This is a genomic window from Citrobacter sp. XY323 (assembly GCF_025106035.1).
Classification (GTDB): Bacteria; Pseudomonadota; Gammaproteobacteria; order Enterobacterales; family Enterobacteriaceae; genus Citrobacter; species Citrobacter braakii.
This window is the reverse complement of sequence record NZ_JANYUK010000003.1, coordinates 1-18135: the sequence shown is the minus strand read 5'-3', so window position 1 is coordinate 18135 and position 18135 is coordinate 1. Positions and strand designations below refer to the sequence as shown.

The window sequence follows — 18135 nt, the reverse complement described above, 5'->3', positions numbered from 1 at the left end:
ATGCAGATACTCATCGTCATACTTGGCATTGTTGTCCTGTTACTCGTTGCCTGGCTATGTTCAGAAAATCGCAAAGCTATCCGGTTTCGCACCGTTGGCGGCGCCTTTGCAATCCAGGCTCTTTTTGCTGCATTTATCCTGTATGTCCCCTTAGGGGAAAAAATCTTACTCGCCATATCAAACAGTCTGTCAGGCATGCTGAACTATTCGTCGGAAGGGATTAACTTTCTCTTCGGTAATCTCGGACAGTTCAAAATGGGGTTTGTATTTGCCGTGCATGTTCTGCCGATTATCATTTTTATGTCGGCATTGTTCTCCGTGCTGTACTACCTGGGCATCATGCAGTGGATTATCCGTCTCATCGGTACGGGTATCCATAAACTGCTACGCACCAGCCCGGCAGAATCCATGGCTGCAACGGCCAATATTTTTGCGGGCAATACTGACGTCTTCGTCCTGATGAAGCCTTATGCGCCACGCATGACGCGCTCAGAACTGTTTGCCCTCATGACAGGTGGTGTGGCCTCTATCGCAGGCTCAGTGCTGGTTGGCTATGCCAGTATGGGGATCGAAATTCGCTATCTGGTAGCCGCCTCTTTTATGTCAGCACCAGGCGGTCTGTTAATGGCGAAAATGCTGTTTCCAGAAACGGAACCCGAAAACACTGCCGACGTGTCAGGCGATATGCTTGGTCAAGATGAAAAGCCTATCAACATCGTTGAAGCGGCGACAAATGGCGCGACTATCGGGCTGAAGCTCGCCGCTAACGTGGGGGCAATGCTTCTGGCACTGATTGCATTAATTGCTATGGTGAACGGCTTGTTGGGCTGGTTTTGTAGCTTTTTCGGCTATGGTAACGTCACGCTACAATTTATCTTTAGTTACCTCTTTGCTCCGGTTGCCTGGCTGTTGGGCATTCCCGCTAACGAAGTCTTGCAAATTGGCAGCCTGTTAGGTCAAAAATTGGTGTTGAATGAGTTCGTCGCGTATACCAGCTTTATTCCAATGAAAGACCAACTGTCGGAATATTCGCAGATAATAACGATCATGGCGCTGGCTGGGTTTGCCAATTTGTCCTCTCCTGCTGCATTGATTGGCGTACTGGGGGGGATTGTGCCGGGGAAAAAAAGTTTCATTGCTAAAATGGGGCTTAAAGTGATCCTGGCGGGCACGTTGTCTAACCTGCTGAGCGCAGCACTGACCGGGCTGTTTTTCCTTCTGGCCCACTAAGAAAAAAGGCCGCATTCGCGGCCTTTTTAGTTAGTTCAGATTACTCTTCTTTCGGCGTTGCGTTTTCAACCCGGCTTTTTAACTTCTGTCCGGGTCTGAAGGTCACCACGCGCCGTGCTGTAATGGGAATATCTTCGCCCGTTTTCGGATTACGGCCCGGACGTTGATTCTTATCACGCAGATCGAAGTTACCAAAACCAGAGAGTTTTACCTGCTCACCATTTTCCAGAGCACGACGGATCTCTTCGAAAAACAGCTCGACCAGTTCTTTGGCATCCCGCTTGCTAAGCCCAAGCTTATCAAACAGATATTCTGACATTTCAGCTTTTGTAAGCGCCATAGGTTCAATCCCTCAATGATGCCTGGAATCGCTCTTTTAATGCCTCTACACATTTGGCGACGGTAGCGGCAATCTCCTCTTCTTCAAGTGTACGGCTGGTATCCTGAAGGATCAGGCTGATAGCGAGGCTCTTATAACCCTCCGCAACACCCTTACCGCGGTACACGTCAAACAAGTTTACGCCAACTACCTGATTTACGCCAACTTTCTTACATTCGGATAAAATATCCGCAGCGGGAACGTTTTCTGCCACAACGACTGCGATGTCGCGACGGTTCGCCGGGAAGCGAGAAACTTCACGCGCCTGAGGCACCACGCGGTCTGCGAGCTTGTTCCACTCCAGTTCAAACACCAGAGTGCGACCGTTCAGATCCAGTTTACGTTCAAGTTCAGGATGAACAACCCCAATGAAACCAATGCGTTCACCTTTCAGATAAATCGCCGCAGACTGCCCCGGATGCAGTGCTGGATTCGCTTCAGCTTTGAACTGAATATCCGCCAGCTTGCCGGTCAGGTCGAGAACCGCTTCCAGATCGCCTTTCAGATCATAGAAATCAACGGTCTCTTTTGCCAGATTCCAGTGTTCATCATGACGGTTACCGCAGATCGCGCCCGCCAGCATCAGATCCTGACGGATCCCGAGATTGGCCTGCGTGTCCGGTACGAAACGTAAACCCGTTTCGAAAATACGCACGCGGTTTTGCTGACGATTCTGGTTGTACACTACCGTAGACAGCAAGCCGGTCCACAGGGATAAACGCATTGCCGACATATCAATCGAGATTGGGCTTGGCAGCAGCAGCGCTTCTTCACCCGGGTGCAGCAGCGCCTGGACTTTCGGGTCGACAAAGCTGTAGGTAATAACTTCCTGGTAGCCTTTGTCATTCAGCATGGTTTTTACGCGTTTCAGCGACAAATCCGCTTCACGATGCGTACCCATGATAAGACCCGCCTGAATTGGCGTATTCGGGATATTGTCATAACCGTATACGCGGGCGACTTCTTCGACCAGGTCTTCTTCGATCTCCATATCGAAACGCCAGCTCGGTGCTACCGCTTTCCACTCATCTTGCCCTTCCGTGACATCACAACCCAGACGGCGCAGAATATCGCTCACCTGCTCATCTGCAATATGGTGTCCGATCAGACGCTCCAGTTTGCTACGGCGAAGCGTAATGGTTGCGCGTTTTGGCAGCGAGGCTTCGTTCGTCACGTCAATGATTGGACCCGCTTCGCCGCCGCAGATATCAATCAGCAAGCGCGTAGCACGTTCCATGGCTTTATGTTGCAGCGCCGGATCGACACCACGCTCATAGCGGTGAGAGGCATCGGTGTGCAGACCGTGACGACGCGCGCGACCGGTAATAGACAGCGGGCTGAAGAACGCGCATTCCAGCAGGACGTTTTGCGTTTCATCATTCACACCGGAGTGCTCGCCACCAAAGATGCCGCCCATTGCCAGCGCTTTGTTATGGTCCGCAATCACCAGCGTATCCGCATTCAGCTTCGCTTCACTGCCGTCCAGCAATACCAGGGTTTCACCTTCTTTTGCCATGCGGACAACAATCCCGCCTTCAATGCGGTCTTTGTCGAATGCGTGCATCGGCTGGCCCAATTCGAGCAGCACATAGTTAGTCACGTCAACCACGGCATCGATCGAGCGGATGCCGCAACGACGCAGTTTTTCTTTCATCCACAGCGGGGTTGGCGCTTTAACGTTAATGCCTTTCACCACGCGGCCCAGATAGCGTGGGCAGGCTTCCACCGCGTCGACCTGAATCGGCAGGACGTCGCTAATGGTTGCGGCTACTGGCGCTATTTCCGGCTCAACCAGAGGGGCTTTGTTCAATACAGCTACGTCACGTGCCACACCGATAATGCCTAAGCAGTCGGCGCGGTTCGGAGTGACGCTGATTTCGATAGTATTATCGTCAAGCTTCAGGTATTCACGGATATCGGTACCAATTGGTGCATCGACAGGCAGTTCGATAATACCGTTGTGATCGTCGGAAATGCCCAGCTCGGAGAACGAGCACAGCATGCCTTCAGACGGCTCACCGCGCAGTTTTGCGGCTTTGATTTTGAAATCGCCCGGCAGAACGGCACCAACGGTTGCTACAGCCACTTTCAGCCCTTGACGGCAGTTTGGCGCACCGCAGACGATATCCAGCAGGCGGTCGCCGCCGACATTCACCTTGGTGACGCGCAGTTTGTCAGCGTTCGGATGCTGAGCGCACTCAACCACTTCGCCCACCACAACGCCGTTGAACGCGCCAGAAACAGGATCCACACCGTCAACTTCCAGACCCGCCATCGTGATTTGGTTTGACAACGCATCGCTATCAATCGCCGGGTTTACCCATTCGCGTAACCACAGTTCACTGAATTTCATTGTTTTATCCTGCCTTTATTTAAACTGTTTGAGGAAACGCAGATCGTTTTCGAAGAAAGAACGCAGATCGGTTACGCCGTAACGCAGCATGGTCAGACGCTCCATACCCATACCGAATGCAAAGCCAGAGTAGATTTCCGGATCGATACCGACGTTACGCAGCACATTCGGATGAACCATTCCGCAACCCAATACTTCCAGCCATTTGCCATTTTTACCCATCACATCGACTTCCGCAGAAGGTTCGGTGAACGGGAAGTAGGAAGGACGGAAACGAACCTGCAGGTCTTCTTCAAAGAAGTTGCGCAGGAAATCGTGCAGCGTGCCTTTCAGGTTGGTGAAGTTGATGTTGGTATCAACAATCAGCCCTTCCATCTGATGGAACATTGGGGTGTGCGTCTGATCGTAGTCGTTACGATATACGCGGCCCGGAGCGATAATACGGATCGGCGGCTGTTTTTCTTTCATGGTGCGGATCTGCACGCCGGAAGTCTGCGTGCGCAGCAGACGCGTCGCATCAAACCAGAAAGTGTCGTGGTCAGCGCGCGCCGGGTGATGGCCAGGAATGTTCAGCGCATCGAAGTTATGATAATCATCTTCGATTTCCGGACCGGTCGCCACGGTAAAGCCCAGCTCACCAAAGAAACTTTCAATGCGATCGATAGTCCGCGTTACCGGATGCAAACCGCCGTTTTCGATACGACGCCCAGGCAAGGAGATATCGATCGTTTCTTCAGCCAGACGAGCATTCAGCGCGGCATTTTCTAATTCGGCTTTACGCGCGTTCAGCGCTTGCTGAACCTGCTCTTTGGCTTCGTTTATCACCGCACCTGCTGCCGGGCGCTCTTCTGCCGGCAGTTCACGCAGGGTAGTCATCTGAAGGGTCAGGTGCCCTTTCTTGCCCAAATATTCGACGCGGACATTGTCTAACGCGGCAACATCTGAAGCCTGGTTAATGGCGGCCGTTGCACTGGCAACCAGCTCTGCGAGATGTGACATGGTTTTCCTCGTTATGTTGCGATATTCACTAGTCGCTCGTATATACACAAAATCATTCTGGCTGAGTCAAGGCAGCAGTAAAGCGCTAATCCTCAGGAGCGTACACAAGTACGAGACTGGGGGAAGCGACTGCAGCCAACGCAGAGGCAGCCTGAAGGATAACGTGTATAAAAAAAGCCTCCACCAGGGAGGCTTTTAGGCGCTGTTTTCCGTTTCTTCTTTCACGCGCAAGCCTCCTGAGTTCAGGTGCTAAAGTAAAAGAAGAAGCGGAAAATAGCAGCATTCATGCTTGCGTTACCTTGTGTGGTAAAAACCGGACAACCTTTATTGAAAAGGCTTACGGATAAATTGTCAACCAATTGATTGCACTACAAATAAAAGAGAGGGAGCCAGGCTCCCTCTCTTCACCGGCTTATGCCAGAGCTGCTTTCGCTTTTTCGACCAGGGCGGTGAACGCTACTTTGTCGAATACTGCGATGTCAGCCAGGATCTTACGGTCGATTTCAACAGAGGCTTTTTTCAGGCCGTTGATGAATTTGCTGTAAGAAATACCGTTCTGACGTGCTGCTGCGTTGATACGCGCAATCCACAGTTGACGGAACTGACGCTTTTTCTGACGACGGTCACGATAAGCGTACTGACCAGCTTTGATAACAGCCTGGAAGGCAACGCGGTATACGCGAGAACGCGCACCGTAGTAGCCTTTAGCTTGTTTCAAAATTTTCTTGTGACGTGCACGGGCAACTACACCACGTTTTACGCGAGCCATATGTGCTCTCCTGTATCTATATTCTTAGTAAAAAAATTAATTAAACGTTAACGGCTTATGCGTACGGCAGGCACGCGATAACCAGACCCAGATCGCCTTTAGAAACGAGGCCTTTTGGACGCAGGTGACGTTTACGCTTAGTAGATTTTTTGGTCAGAATATGACGCAGGTTTGCGTGCTTACGCTTAAATCCACCACCACCGGTTTTTTTGAAGCGCTTAGCAGCACCGCGTACGGTCTTAATTTTTGGCATTTTAATAACTTCCACTTCGCATTGTTAATAAACGAAACGTAGGCGAACAACGGCTGTGGAACCCGCAGGCTCCACAGACATTGCTACTTGAAGGCCTTACTGTTTCTTCTTAGGAGCGAGCACCATGATCATCTGGCGGCCTTCGATCTTCGTAGGGAAGGATTCGACTACTGCCAGTTCACTCAGATCGTCACGGACGCGGTTGAGCACTTCCATACCGATCTGTTGGTGGGCCATCTCACGACCGCGAAAACGCAGCGTGATCTTAGCCTTATCGCCATCTTCCAGAAAGCGTACCAGGCTGCGGAGTTTTACCTGGTAATCGCCATCGTCGGTGCCAGGACGGAATTTAATTTCCTTAACCTGGATAACTTTTTGCTTTTTCTTCTGTTCCTTAGAAGACTTACTCTTTTCATAAAGGAACTTGCCGTAGTCCATAATACGACAAACTGGCGGTTCGGCGTTAGGGCTGATTTCAACTAAATCTACTCCAGCTTCTTCAGCTTTTTCGATCGCTTCTCTCAGACTCACAATACCCAAAGCTTCGCCTTCCAGACCTGTTAAGCGAACTTCCAGGGCGCGAATCTCGCCATTGATACGATTCGGACGTGCCGTTTGAACTCGTTTTCCGCCTTTAATACCTTATTCCTCCAGTTGTTGAAGACTGCGGCTGCGAATCTCTTGTTGCAGCTTCTCAATCACTTCATTTACGTCCAGGCTGCCCAAGTCTTTGCCACGACGGGTGCGCACGGCAACTTTGCCTGCTTCTACCTCTTTGTCGCCACAGACCAACATGTAAGGGACACGACGTAAAGTGTGCTCGCGGATTTTAAAGCCAATCTTCTCATTTCTCAAGTCTGCTTTTACACGAATACCCGCATTTTGTAGTTTCTGCGTTAATTCGTTGACGTATTCAGACTGTGAATCGGTGATGTTCATGACGACAACCTGAACTGGCGCAAGCCAGGTCGGGAAGAAGCCAGCGAACTCTTCGGTCAGGATACCGATGAAACGTTCCATCGACCCAAGAATTGCGCGGTGAATCATAACCGGCACCTGACGCTCGTTGTTTTCGCCAACATAAGAGGCGCTTAAACGGGACGGCAGAGAGAAGTCCAGCTGTACAGTACCGCACTGCCATGCACGATCGAGGCAGTCATACAGGGTAAATTCAATTTTCGGACCGTAGAATGCGCCCTCACCCAGTTGGTACTCAAACGGGATGTTGTTTTCTTCCAGCGCAACGGCCAGGTCAGCTTCAGCACGGTCCCACATTTCATCGCTACCGATACGTTTTTCGGGGCGAGTGGACAGTTTGACGACGATTTTTTCGAAGCCAAAGGTGCTATACATATCGTAGACCATACGAATGCAAGCGTTAACTTCATCACGGATCTGCTCTTCTGTACAGAAGATATGTGCATCATCCTGAGTGAAGCCACGAACACGCATCAGGCCATGCAGCGCGCCTGACGGCTCATTACGGTGGCAGCTACCAAACTCGGCCATACGCAACGGCAGATCACGATAGGATTTCAGACCCTGATTGAAGATCTGCACGTGGCCCGGGCAGTTCATGGGCTTAATGCAGTATTCACGGTTCTCAGAGGAGGTCGTGAACATCGCATCTTTGTAGTTATCCCAGTGACCTGTTTTTTCCCACAGCACGCGGTCCATCATGAACGGACCTTTAACTTCCTGATACTGGTATTCTTTCAGTTTTGAGCGAACAAAGACTTCCAGTTCACGGAAGATTGTCCAGCCATCATTGTGCCAGAACACCATACCCGGCGCTTCTTCCTGCATATGATACAGGTCAAGCTGCTTACCGATTTTACGGTGGTCGCGTTTGGCCGCTTCTTCCAGACGTTGCAGGTAGGCACTCAGGGCTTTTTTATCGGCCCACGCAGTACCATAAATACGCTGCAGCATCTTGTTATTGCTGTCGCCACGCCAGTATGCCCCAGCGGTCTTCATCAGTTTGAAGTGATGACAGAAACGCATGTTCGGCACGTGTGGGCCACGGCACATATCGACATATTCTTCATGATGGTACAAGCCAGGCTTGTCATCATGGGCAATGTTTTCATCAAGAATGGAGACTTTATAGGTCTCGCCACGCTTCACGAAGGTTTCACGCGCTTCGTACCAGCTGACTTTCTTCTTAATGACATCGTAGTTTTTCTCAGCGAGCTCGTGCATCCGCTTCTCGAGCGCGTCGACATCTTCCTGGGTTAGCGTACGGTCAAGATCGATATCGTAGTAAAAACCGTTATCAACAACCGGTCCGATCGCCATTTTGGTGTGCGGCCAGAGTTGTTTGATCGCGTGCCCTAACAGGTGCGCACAGGAGTGACGAATGATCTCCAGACCTTCTTCATCCTTCGCGGTGATGATAGAGAGCTTCGCATCATGCTCAATCAGATCGGAAGCATCTACCAGCTCACCGTCAACACGGCCAGCAATAGTGGCTTTCGCCAGACCTGGACCGATGTCCAGCGCAACATCCATGGGGCTTACAGCGTGGTCGTAATGGCGTTGGCTGCCATCAGGAAGAGTAATAACAGGCATGTTATATCCTTATTTGCAGTGGTGACCCACACGTAAGATCACATACAAAGAGAAAATTTATTTGTTTACAGTAAGTTGTGCAACCATCTAACCAACAATCGCTAAATTGGTACACAATCTGGTACACAAATGAAAAACTGACATCCTCAGTCCCTCACCCGGTAAAATGATGGTAACACTAAAAAAGTGGTGATTGCACCACTCTGTTTCACATCGCTTCAAATTGTCTTGCAACAGTGGATGTAATCGACTAGATAAGGGCAGCACAAACACTTGCAAACCAACGCAAAGCTTTGTGTGCCCTGTTTCGTCTCACTGTAGTGTAAAAAAACAACCGCACGGTTTTCTCTATCAAACCTGGTCGCTGGTCGATCATCCAAGTGTATGATGATATAGTTTTGCCCAAGATTGCAGTGACTTAGTCAACATCTAGAATTCTGCCAAGCATGGCAAAAATGGATAAAACAGAGAACAGTATGAATTCTGCTAAATACAGACCTGATATTGATGGCTTACGCACATTGGCCGTATTAATGGTGATTTTATATCATGTTGGAGTGCAAGGGATAAGTGGTGGTTTTGTTGGTGTTGATGTTTTTTTTGTGATTTCTGGATATCTCATTACTGGAATCATATATCCTAAATTGCAAGCTGGGACCTTTAGCTATCAAGACTTTTATCTGCGAAGGATAAAAAGAATTTATCCAACTCTATTATTAGTAGTTGCGGTGACATTCATTGCATCATATTTTTTTATGATGCAAACAGATTTTAAAGAATTCATAAATAGTGCTCTTGCATCATTACTTTCATTAAGCAATTTCTTTTTCATGCTGAACACTGGCGGTTACTTTGACCAGTCCGCAGACAATCTCCCACTTTTACACACATGGTCATTATCTGTTGAAGAGCAGTTTTACATTCTTTGGCCGATAATATTAACCTTGGCATTTAGATTTAAGAAGGGGATGTTTATATTCATAGCTTCCCTTTTATTATCCATTGGATATTCTCAGTATCTAACATTAACCAACCCTTCATTTGCTTACTACATGATACCATCTAGAGCTTTCGAGTTGTTAATCGGTGGTATGTGTTCCATTTATCTAAATAATACATTTCCTACAATCAAGATCCGATCTTTATTTGCATCGTTAGGTGCAATAATCATTATTGCTTCTTCATTAATATTGTCAAAGCATTCAAATTTCCCAGGCTTGAATGCGCTGCCTGTATGCCTTGGAACTGCAATGATAATAATTGCTGGTAATGGCAATATTTATCCATCAGTTAACAAAATCCTTAGTTTTAAGCCGATTGTTTACATAGGGAAAATATCCTATGCCGCTTACTTGTGGCATTGGCCATTAATTGCCTTTTATAATTATAGGGGCCTGCCTCTAACACCGTTAAATCAATTAACCATTATCATTACTACACTATTGCTATCAAGTGTAACATTTCATTTTATTGAAAATAAGACCAGATATCTGAATTTTTCATTTCAAAAAACAGTCCTAATATTTTTCGTTTTGCCTGTCATTGCGTTTACAGGAATCACTATTGCCTCATATAAAACAGATGGATTCGCTTACCGATTCAAAGGTTACATCGATGAACTGAGCGCTGAAAATGATCCTAGCAAAATAAGAAGCGATTGCCATACAAACTATTATAAAAACAATTGGGATATCAAAAAAATAATTCCAGAGTGTAACATTGGTGATACATCAAGACCTGTTGATGGATACCTATGGGGAGACTCTTTTGGGAATGCAAGCGCAGGATTCTTTGACTCTTACGGGAAGGCTAACGGACTTAATTTTCAAGAAAGAACAATAAGCTGGACTCCACCTATACCAGCAACCTCCTTTGGTCGACCTAACTTCAAAAATGAATATAAAACCAGCACAGCAAGCTTTACCTCTTGGATATTCAATGAATCTCTAAAATATAAGTACGTTGTATTATCTGCAGACTGGAGACAATATGACAAATGTTCACGTGATGAAATCACTGGTATACCTCATGAATGTGCTCTGTTTGATTCCAATGGTAACAACATCACTAGAGACTATAGAAACAGAGTTGAATCCATGATTAAAGAATACATCAACCACGGTGTAAATGTAATAATATTTAACTCTGTTAATGGAATTGATTTTAACAAAATAAAATCAGGAAAAATAAGTGGGAAAGACATTTCCACAAAAGAATACATGAAAAAAGAGGTTGTAGGAGGTGATGAGTTCATTCATTACATTATTAAAAAATACCCACAAATCACTTATATTGATCCGAATGATATCCTCTGCAAAAATGGTTCGTGCACAGGTCAAATTAATGGAAAAATAATCTATAGAGACGGCGGACATTTAAACTGGTCTGGTTCTAAGGAACTCGGAAGAATTTTCGTTAAAGAGTAATCGTAAATCAGGCGCCGTTAGACGGCGCCTTTATTAAACATTAAGAGTTTGAGTTATATCAGTATTGGCTTTATTAGCAACTGGATAGTTACATGATAAAGTTGAATTTACGGTCAAGTTTTCACCAAACCAAAATTTATTTGATGTCGATACTGATGAGGACCCAGTTCCATCAATTTTTAAACACAATAGAGCATTTATGAAATTATTCCTAACACATCTAATTGACTGATAGTGAGACAACCATGATTGATTCCCATCGTCTCTTAATAATGTAGCAACGCTCTGGGATGTAAATGATTGTGAGGTAATCATGTTGCAAGTTAACTCCATAATACTATTGGAGGAACCAATGGATATACCTGATGGCAAACTAGCAATAACATTACCACCCCTTAGAATATTTCTATTTACTCGAAGTATCTTTGGAGTATAACCGCTTGAGCTTAAATCAAGAAAAAATGATGAGACTGTCCCTAACTGATTGCCTGATATTTCTACAACACAATCAGAAGAACATTTAATGTTGAATCTATTATATGTGCCAGTGAAATTGTTATTTGTTAATGATACTTTTTGATATCCCCCTCCAGAGTTACTCCACATTGCCCCAAAAACTGGCGTAGATGGTAAAGATGTTGACCAACTAAAGTCATTTCTATCAATAAATAACTCTTTACTATAACTCCCGAAACTTAAAGAGCAATTTCTTATTTCATTATCATGAATGAATACACGCTCAAAATTACTAACATGTAAGTTGGCGGTTCCTGATGTTAGTAATCTACCCATAATGTTATTAGTAAGGCGCAGGGCTGAGTTTGAAATTTCATCTTGATCTACTCCGATTATCATTCCAGTGCTTGTAATATTAATAATATTGTTATCTATCTTCCAGTCTGAGTTTGTAATATGCGTATACAAAGTTAAAAATGACGGAGCAGAAAAATAATTGTCAGATATGAGCGCGTTCTCGTGAGTAATCAGCCCTTCCTGCTCATAGGCCTGAATCAGAGCAAGTTTTCGGGCATTCTCGTTTGCCAGTTGCTGAACAGGATCAACTCCGCCAGCGGCATCTTGCTGCGGTGTAACCGCCTGCTGCGCGCGAATTTTGGCAAGGTTGGCCTGGTGAGTAGCTTCGAGCCTTTCAGAGGTCTCGTTGTACTGCTCCTGGCTAATTTTTTTGGCTGACAGCGCGGTATTCAGCGCTTCAACATCCTACCTGTAGCTGGCGTTTTCACGCGCTTCCGGCAACAGCTTCTCTGCTGCGGCCTGCGCTTTAATGGCGTTGGCGGTATCCCATTTAGCCGCGGCATACTGCCTGGCCTCCGCGATTTGCGCTTGCGTAGCCCCTTTCCCAAGTGACTGTTCAGCATTGAGCATGGCCTGCTCTCTGCTCAGTTCATTGGTAGATCCGGCAGCAAGTTCTGCCTGCTGTTTCAGGTTTGCCAGTTTCTGAGCGATTGATTCAGCCTGTGATGCCCCTTTCTTCTGCTCGGATTGTAGAGTCTTCTGCGCCTGCGTATTTTTGTACGTAGCGCAGCATCATCCTGCATCTGCTTAGCATGTGGATCATCCTTCGCAAACCCGGCATCTTCAGCGGCATATTGCGCCTGAAGTCGGGCGCGAGCCTCACCCTGCAACTTAGACAGCGCAAGGTTGCGCTCAGACTGCTTGATGAGGTTCTTCTGGCCGGCGGTGAGGTTGTCCGTCGATCGTTTAAGGCTATCGACATTGAATGAAGCGTTTGCTGCCTCTCTGGCTAGCTCAATGATAGGACCAAGCAATGCGTTAATAGCCGCCTGCCCGTCACTTGATGCTGGCTGAAGGTTCTGCAATTTAAGGGCGAGATCCTGCAAAGCCTGTGGCGAAGGATTTTTGCTTAGGTCAGATAATTGCTTCGATAACTCAAAGGCTTCTTGCTCGCTAATACCAAACTTGGAAGACAATGCACCGACCGTATTGGCGATGCTCATTCCCGTTGCATTCCACTCCATTCCAGCAGAGCTTATTTGCTTCAGCGCCTCTGAGTAATTACTTGTGGTGATATCAAGCGCAGCCAGGCGCTCATTGAAACCCTGCACAGTGGCATAGCCACCAGAAAATGCAGATAAAGCCTTATCGCCAAATGAGATAAATGAATTAGAAGCATCGCTAATGGCCTTTGGTATTTTAGCGATCGCCTGGTTGTACTCCAGAAGCGCCTGATTGCGCATTAGGGTTGCGACTTCAGAATTGGTCTTTGCAAGAAAAGCGTACTTATCTGACAGCGCGGCCACGCCATTTTGGGAAATGGTAATGACCTTGTCCATCGCCTCGGCTGCGTCTTTCAGCGCATCCATGGCGTTCTTGCCGCCATTAAGAGATGTGATAAGCACCCCGGCCAGGACAGAGCTCAGAGCGATAACAGAACCAATTACCGCACCACCCGGGCCGAATGCACCGGCAAGTTGAGAGCCCTGCTGTGCAAACGCTACCAGCGCGGACTGGCCGCCCTGAACCTGAATGATGAAGTCCTGAACCTGGTACCCTGCCTGTTGCATGCTGTTTTTCCAGGCTCCGGTTCCTTTGGCACCGGTCTCCACGCCCGTTTTCATGTCATACAGGCGACCAGTTAACTCGCCGATCTTCTGCTTCTCTTCATCGGTCGCTTTTGACCCGGCGCGCAACTGGGCAGCCAGAACGGCAGCACTGCGCGCGCCATTCTCCTGTGCTTCGTCCAGCACAGCTAGTTGGTTACCCAGCGCCTCGATGATGGATTCAGCGCGATTGAACTCACTGTTAGCGCCACCGGTCCCACTGCGGGCTTCTTCCATTGCGCGGGCGATCCCGCTCACATTGGTGTTAAGCTTGCGCAGTTGGTTATCCATAGAGTTGGCATAACCAGCCAATTCTGTAAACGCGGTCCCGGTTTGAGATGTGCTCTGATCGAGGTTATCCATTCCCTTGCCAGACTGCTGGGCCGCAGCATCCAGTTTATCCAGAGCATCAATGGCCTGTTTCCCGCCCTGCAACAGCGGCTCAACGTCGGCGCTGATTTCATAAACGATGCTACCGGCGTTCTTCTCACCTGCCATGTCATTCTCCGGTTATTTCTTTGCTCTTGCCCTGCGTGCGGCCTGTTTAGCCAGATATTCGTCGGCGATGCTCTCATACTCTTCGCGAGTGAAGCCTTTCTGATCGGGGTATTTCGCCGCCAGCAGCATCTGAAATTCGGTCATCGTTAACTGAGATGCTTCAGCGCGGTTCATGCCAAAATGGCTGCGTGCCGCGCTGATGTAGTCGAAGGCTTTAAACTCGGTAGTACGTTCTCCCGTCTCGTGACGCTGCAACTGGCGAACCTTGGCTTTACCGACCACTCCGTGTTGCATGAGATGCTGAGCCAGCACAATAATGTCGTTTTTCGGCATCTGGCCCGGGCGGTAGACGACACAATGCCGCCAACCTTTCCACTCGCCTATCATCGGCGTCAGATCGCTCTCACAGCACGCCTGTAAAACATGCATACACGTTGATAAAAGCTTTTCAGCAGCGCGGTTGAATGATGGTGACAGCCAGGCAGGGAAACGCCCCAGCGTGCCAGCACAAACCTCAATGAGCTGAGCGACGTCATTGCCGTGGATGGTGGCATACGCCTGCACAATATCTTCCGGAGTGCCGATCCTCGTCATAGCCTCGAATGAAGGACGCAGCAGGTAATCTTTCCCGCCATCGCGGCTGTCGCTGATGGAGATTTCACCAATATCTGTTAAAGCGGTCATAGGCATTCCAGTAAACGGTCATTATCAAGGGCAGCACGCCGCCCTTTGGAATGTCCGTTAAGTAACGGTAACCGTATGCACGGCCACAAAGTTGCCGTCTTCGGTATTGATGATGATCTGCGCGCTGCCGGTGGCGACGCGGTTCACCGTGACAGTGGTACCGGATGCTGTGGCAGTGGCTTTGGTTGGATCGGTTGATGCGACGGTGAAGTCTTTGTTGGTTGCTCCGGTTGGTGCGATATTCACCGTGAATGTGCTGGTACCTCCCGCCGCGCCAGTACTGGTTGCCGGAGTTACCGTCACGCCAGTCACCGCTACCGCAGTGATTTCGTTCACCTCGATAGTGCTTGCATCGCCGACTTTGAACTCGGTAGAGAACGTGACGATGTCGTTGGTTCCGCCGTCAGAGCTCAGAGCCGTGATGTTCATGTAACCGATGAATTCGACCGGGCCGTAGTCCATACGTACCCAGATACCGGGCTGGCGCTTGGCCTTAAGTTCGTCAGCGAAATACTTGATGAACTTGCCAACACCGTACTGATCCAGTTTGTCCTTCTTGCGCACTTCACCTTCAAAGCTCAGGGTAAAGTCACTGTTAGTGATGATGGTCTCGACATAGCCGCCGCCGTCATCCGCATCAGAGGTAACCGAGTTAGGGTTGAAGTCGAAGCCCTTTGATGTACCCGCAGCCAGAGATTTCCACTCTGATTCTTCAGGTTTTACATCAGGGCAGCCGTCAGCGACCTCCAGCACGATCGCACCGCCGAAAAGGCGCTCGTTCGAGTTAGGGCAGTCAGCCATTTGAAACTCCTCTTTGACGTATAAAAGAAAACCCGCCGGAGCGGGTTATTTGGTTGAGATGGCTATTCGCCGTAAGTGCAGGCGAACTGGAGTCGGAAGACTATTCGCCCTTCTTCTGTGAGCACAGGCGCGGGGATTGCGCCCATGTTCTGGATGTAGCCTACGCACTCGTTAACCATGGGGTTGGCTTGGACATAATCGACAATACGCTGCACGGCGTTGAGTGCGTCTTTGCGCTTATCTTTCGCGCCGACGACGTCGACAAGGACGTGATACTCCGATCCGAGATCGTTTCGGATATTCGAGCCGCCGTTTGGCCTGAACACCATGATCGCCTTCGACTGGTCACCCGGGTCGTCGTACATCAGCTGCTGCACCGTAAATCCGGTCGTTAGCCCGGCGTCACCGAACATGTTGCGCACCCGCTCGTGCATCATGGGTGTCATAGCGAAAGCTCCTTGCGCATCACCGCGTCAACGTTATCGCGCTCGTCATTCGCGCCTTTGGTCAGGAATTGCGGCTCACCATGTGGATCCCAGTAGTTGCCCTTTCCGGTCCCGCCGCCGAACTCTTTCGGTTTCTGCGGGCCGAACTCAGACCGGTTGCTGGTCACGCCGAAGTGCGCGCGCGGCTGGCCTTTCAGCTTGCCTGACGCCTCATGCACGTAGGCGGCATAGTTGGCTGAGTAACCGATTCGCCCGGTGATGAGCACGCCGCCAGCGTCGATTTCCCGGAACTGACTGTTAATCAGCGTTGAGGTGTCGATCGGAGTGTAATATGCCGCCCGGGTGCCGATAAGCATCATCGCCGACTGCAGCGCGCGGATTACCTTGCGGCCCTTAACGTCATTGATGACATCGCTCAGGTGCTTTTTCGCCTGGCTGATGCCCTTCACTTTGATGCCCATAGCTTTCTCCAGGCAATAAAAAAACCCCGCCTGAGCGAGGTTTGGTGTCATTTAAACGGTGAATCAAAAAGGGAGCATTGCGCGAATTTCAGTGTACCAACCATGAAAAGCAGGTAGGTCATCTAAAAACCAGAAGCCTAAAACAATCATCGCCATGCCCATTACCATGTGAAAGATAATGCTGAACCAGAATTCAATAGGCTTTTCATCCACGTGAATGTACTCCTTTCGGAGCGTTCCTTTGAATGTTTTGGTATAAACACCCCGACGACAGTAGACAAACGATTGTACCAAGGAGATTGGGCCAACCAAAAAAACCGCGCACACCGTGAACCAATATTGAAATCCCATTACCTTTCAATCCACGTAATTTTTCCCCTATTATTGCACAGGTTTATCAGATTCCAGTAAGGATGGCGTAATCATCAGTCACACGCTCGAAAGTGTCGGCGTAGCGGATAACCTGCCGCACCTCGTCGGCACCGGCCACAACCGGGTCGGCTTCGGTCGATACACCGATCAGCAGGTAATCACCCGCGGCCGCCAGCGCAAACTCGGTCCAGACTGTATTTTTCACGACGATTTCAGCGCCCAAGCTGGCTAGCTTCTTGCTGAGTCCGCCCTCGTAATCGCAGAGGATTTGCTCAGGTTCGGCATAGCCCAGCGGATCGCCGTATTCGTCATTGCCTTCCAGCTTGCGCCAGATGGTTGCCGTGGCGGTATAGCTCCAGTTCGCTACCGATGACATCAGCCCTCCTTCCAGCGTAAAACCTTCGCGCCAGTCGCCCGGATGCGCGGGCAGTTAATGAACCACTCGCCGTCCGATTTAACGTAGCCGGTCGTCTCCCGCCCGGTGTCAGTCATCACCCAGACGCGGGTGAACGAGCGCGGCAAGCCGTGCTTAACTGATTTGTACGTCATCACTCAGCACCTACGACGGTAAACCCAGTGAGATGATTGGCATCGTCATACACAGCGGCTGCACGACCAGTTCCCGGCTTAGCCATGCCATTCACGAACCCGACCACACCCATGGTGATGATGCCATCACGAGACTGAGAGCAAACAAATGGGATGTCGCTACCGAGAAATGCTTCGTTGCATACCACTCGATGATTTACCAAGGCATTCGCCGCAGATTGGTCGGTAGAAAATAACTGGTTAAGCAGTTCGGTAATTAGCTTTGCTTCCAACATCAACAGCCCCCGACAACATCAAAGAATCCGACGCTGCTACCTACATCAATCGGTAGAGCTGACGTGCAGCCGGAAGTATCAAGTGTCAGCAAAGCATCACGCATGCTAGTTACATCGCCGCTGTACTCAAACGAACGCGACGCCCCTGAAGGCGCTGACTGTGATTTAATGCGCTGGCTGTAGGCCGTGAGCGCCATTAAGGTGACGGCATATACCTGAATCAGGATTACGTCGCACTCATCATAGCCAGACGCCTCCAGGCACTCCTGAATGCTGTCCAGTTTGCACAGGTAAGCATCAATCATGAACTCAGGAATTGAGTAACCGAGTGCAGATAGCTGCTGCTTCACCTGCTCGGCTGTTATCTGCACTACTGCCATGGTTATTTCGCCTTTTTCGATTTAGCGGAGGTGTCTGCCTGCTCTGCCTGCTCTGCCTGCTCTGCCTGCTCTGCCTGCTCTGCCTGCTCTGCCTGCTCTGCCTGCTCTGC

Annotated in this window: 19 protein-coding genes, 1 pseudogene and 1 other annotated feature; of the genes and pseudogenes, 2 read left to right on the top strand and 18 right to left on the bottom strand. The window is 49.1% G+C overall.

All coding sequences use genetic code 11. From position 1 onward, the window contains the following. Complete coding sequence (locus tag N0B36_RS05900; protein WP_016152867.1) at nt 1-1230, top strand: NupC/NupG family nucleoside CNT transporter; 1230 nt, start codon at nt 1-3, stop codon at nt 1228-1230. 40 nt (nt 1231-1270) lie between these two features. Here N0B36_RS05900 and ihfA read toward each other — a convergent pair whose 3' ends face one another. The 8 genes from ihfA to thrS form a co-directional block, all read right to left on the bottom strand. Beyond that, nucleotides 1271-1570 carry an integration host factor subunit alpha gene (ihfA, locus tag N0B36_RS05895; RefSeq protein WP_003030571.1) on the bottom strand — a complete coding sequence of 100 codons (300 nt, stop codon included), beginning with the start codon at nt 1568-1570 and terminating at the stop codon, nt 1271-1273. 4 nt (nt 1571-1574) lie between these two features. Beyond that, nucleotides 1575-3962 carry a phenylalanine--tRNA ligase subunit beta gene (gene pheT, locus N0B36_RS05890; RefSeq protein WP_181220506.1) on the bottom strand — a complete coding sequence of 796 codons (2388 nt, stop codon included), beginning with the start codon at nt 3960-3962 and terminating at the stop codon, nt 1575-1577. A gap of 15 nt (nt 3963-3977) precedes the next feature. Beyond that, nucleotides 3978-4961: a phenylalanine--tRNA ligase subunit alpha gene (pheS, locus tag N0B36_RS05885; RefSeq protein ID WP_016152865.1), complete on the bottom strand. Its 984-nt coding sequence runs from the start codon at nt 4959-4961 to the stop codon at nt 3978-3980. Between the two features lie 167 nt (nt 4962-5128). Then, nucleotides 5129-5253, bottom strand: a sequence feature (Phe leader region). After that, nucleotides 5204-5248 carry a pheST operon leader peptide PheM gene (gene pheM / locus N0B36_RS05880; RefSeq protein WP_001386830.1) on the bottom strand — a complete coding sequence of 15 codons (45 nt, stop codon included), beginning with the start codon at nt 5246-5248 and terminating at the stop codon, nt 5204-5206. Its footprint overlaps the feature before it by 45 nt. Nucleotides 5254-5373: 120 nt before the next feature. Further along, entirely contained in the window at nt 5374-5730 is a 357-nt protein-coding gene (gene rplT, locus N0B36_RS05875; protein WP_003030578.1) for a 50S ribosomal protein L20, read from the bottom strand. A gap of 55 nt (nt 5731-5785) precedes the next feature. Next, nucleotides 5786-5983, bottom strand: a complete 198-nt coding sequence (gene rpmI / locus N0B36_RS05870) for a 50S ribosomal protein L35 (protein WP_003030583.1) — start codon at nt 5981-5983, stop codon at nt 5786-5788. Nucleotides 5984-6079: 96 nt separating this feature from the next. Beyond that, nucleotides 6080-6622, bottom strand: a complete 543-nt coding sequence (gene infC, locus N0B36_RS05865) for a translation initiation factor IF-3 (protein ID WP_048997935.1) — start codon at nt 6620-6622, stop codon at nt 6080-6082. Nucleotides 6623-6625: 3 nt separating this feature from the next. Continuing rightward, nucleotides 6626-8554: a threonine--tRNA ligase gene (gene thrS / locus N0B36_RS05860; protein WP_016152864.1), complete on the bottom strand. Its 1929-nt coding sequence runs from the start codon at nt 8552-8554 to the stop codon at nt 6626-6628. A 446-nt stretch (nt 8555-9000) separates the two neighbouring features. Here thrS and N0B36_RS05855 point away from each other — a divergent pair, with 446 nt between their 5' ends. Next, nucleotides 9001-10980, top strand: a complete 1980-nt coding sequence (locus N0B36_RS05855; RefSeq protein WP_259686182.1) for an acyltransferase family protein — start codon at nt 9001-9003, stop codon at nt 10978-10980. Nucleotides 10981-11013: 33 nt separating this feature from the next. Here the strand turns inward: N0B36_RS05855 and N0B36_RS05850 are convergent, their stop codons facing one another. From N0B36_RS05850 to N0B36_RS05805, 10 genes and pseudogenes are all read right to left on the bottom strand, one after another. Further along, nucleotides 11014-11835 carry a hypothetical protein gene (locus N0B36_RS05850; protein ID WP_259686201.1) on the bottom strand — a complete coding sequence of 274 codons (822 nt, stop codon included), beginning with the start codon at nt 11833-11835 and terminating at the stop codon, nt 11014-11016. Nucleotides 11836-11936: 101 nt separating this feature from the next. After that, nucleotides 11937-14057: pseudogene (locus N0B36_RS05845) on the bottom strand (tail protein (tape measure)); the annotation flags it as partial. Between the two features lie 12 nt (nt 14058-14069). Then, nucleotides 14070-14741 carry a DUF6246 family protein gene (locus N0B36_RS05840; protein WP_235116736.1) on the bottom strand — a complete coding sequence of 224 codons (672 nt, stop codon included), beginning with the start codon at nt 14739-14741 and terminating at the stop codon, nt 14070-14072. Between the two features lie 57 nt (nt 14742-14798). After that, on the bottom strand, nt 14799-15542 hold the full coding sequence (locus N0B36_RS05835; RefSeq protein ID WP_259686181.1) for a phage tail tube protein: 744 nt from the start codon (nt 15540-15542) through the stop codon (nt 14799-14801). Nucleotides 15543-15604: 62 nt separating this feature from the next. After that, the gene (locus N0B36_RS05830) at nt 15605-15988 is read right to left on the bottom strand and encodes a hypothetical protein (RefSeq protein ID WP_181603972.1); all 384 of its coding nucleotides are present in this window, start codon (nt 15986-15988) and stop codon (nt 15605-15607) included. Beyond that, nucleotides 15985-16449: an HK97 gp10 family phage protein gene (locus N0B36_RS05825; RefSeq protein ID WP_232585356.1), complete on the bottom strand. Its 465-nt coding sequence runs from the start codon at nt 16447-16449 to the stop codon at nt 15985-15987. Before N0B36_RS05825 ends, N0B36_RS05830 begins: the two co-directional genes overlap by 4 nt. Before the next feature lie 63 nt (nt 16450-16512). Then, on the bottom strand, nt 16513-16662 hold the full coding sequence (locus N0B36_RS05820; protein ID WP_232584968.1) for a hypothetical protein: 150 nt from the start codon (nt 16660-16662) through the stop codon (nt 16513-16515). A 184-nt stretch (nt 16663-16846) separates the two neighbouring features. Beyond that, on the bottom strand, nt 16847-17197 hold the full coding sequence (locus tag N0B36_RS05815; protein WP_142417436.1) for a hypothetical protein: 351 nt from the start codon (nt 17195-17197) through the stop codon (nt 16847-16849). A 172-nt stretch (nt 17198-17369) separates the two neighbouring features. Then, a complete protein-coding gene (locus tag N0B36_RS05810) occupies nt 17370-17573 on the bottom strand; it encodes a hypothetical protein (protein ID WP_235116734.1) in 204 nt (67 codons plus the stop codon). 71 nt (nt 17574-17644) lie between these two features. Further along, complete coding sequence (locus N0B36_RS05805) at nt 17645-18025, bottom strand: hypothetical protein (protein ID WP_232584972.1); 381 nt, start codon at nt 18023-18025, stop codon at nt 17645-17647. Between the last annotated feature and the right edge of the window lie 110 nt (nt 18026-18135).

Excerpts from the sequence above, each read along its gene's own strand:
- pheS (WP_016152865.1), bottom strand. The coding sequence starts at position 4,961 with ATGTCACATCTCGCAGAGCTGGTTGCCAGTGCAACGGCCGCCATTAAC.
- N0B36_RS05855 (WP_259686182.1), top strand. The coding sequence starts at position 9,001 with ATGGCAAAAATGGATAAAACAGAGAACAGTATGAATTCTGCTAAATAC.
- rplT (WP_003030578.1), bottom strand. The coding sequence starts at position 5,730 with ATGGCTCGCGTAAAACGTGGTGTAGTTGCCCGTGCACGTCACAAGAAA.
- N0B36_RS05805 (WP_232584972.1), bottom strand. The coding sequence starts at position 18,025 with ATGGCAGTAGTGCAGATAACAGCCGAGCAGGTGAAGCAGCAGCTATCT.
- N0B36_RS05900 (WP_016152867.1), top strand. The coding sequence starts at position 1 with ATGCAGATACTCATCGTCATACTTGGCATTGTTGTCCTGTTACTCGTT.
- N0B36_RS05830 (WP_181603972.1), bottom strand. The coding sequence starts at position 15,988 with ATGACACCCATGATGCACGAGCGGGTGCGCAACATGTTCGGTGACGCC.
- pheT (WP_181220506.1), bottom strand. The coding sequence starts at position 3,962 with ATGAAATTCAGTGAACTGTGGTTACGCGAATGGGTAAACCCGGCGATT.
- thrS (WP_016152864.1), bottom strand. The coding sequence starts at position 8,554 with ATGCCTGTTATTACTCTTCCTGATGGCAGCCAACGCCATTACGACCAC.
- N0B36_RS05825 (WP_232585356.1), bottom strand. The coding sequence starts at position 16,449 with ATGGGCATCAAAGTGAAGGGCATCAGCCAGGCGAAAAAGCACCTGAGC.
- N0B36_RS05840 (WP_235116736.1), bottom strand. The coding sequence starts at position 14,741 with ATGACCGCTTTAACAGATATTGGTGAAATCTCCATCAGCGACAGCCGC.
- ihfA (WP_003030571.1), bottom strand. The coding sequence starts at position 1,570 with ATGGCGCTTACAAAAGCTGAAATGTCAGAATATCTGTTTGATAAGCTT.
- N0B36_RS05850 (WP_259686201.1), bottom strand. The coding sequence starts at position 11,835 with ATGATAATCGGAGTAGATCAAGATGAAATTTCAAACTCAGCCCTGCGC.
- N0B36_RS05815 (WP_142417436.1), bottom strand. The coding sequence starts at position 17,197 with ATGTCATCGGTAGCGAACTGGAGCTATACCGCCACGGCAACCATCTGG.
- rpmI (WP_003030583.1), bottom strand. The coding sequence starts at position 5,983 with ATGCCAAAAATTAAGACCGTACGCGGTGCTGCTAAGCGCTTCAAAAAA.
- N0B36_RS05835 (WP_259686181.1), bottom strand. The coding sequence starts at position 15,542 with ATGGCTGACTGCCCTAACTCGAACGAGCGCCTTTTCGGCGGTGCGATC.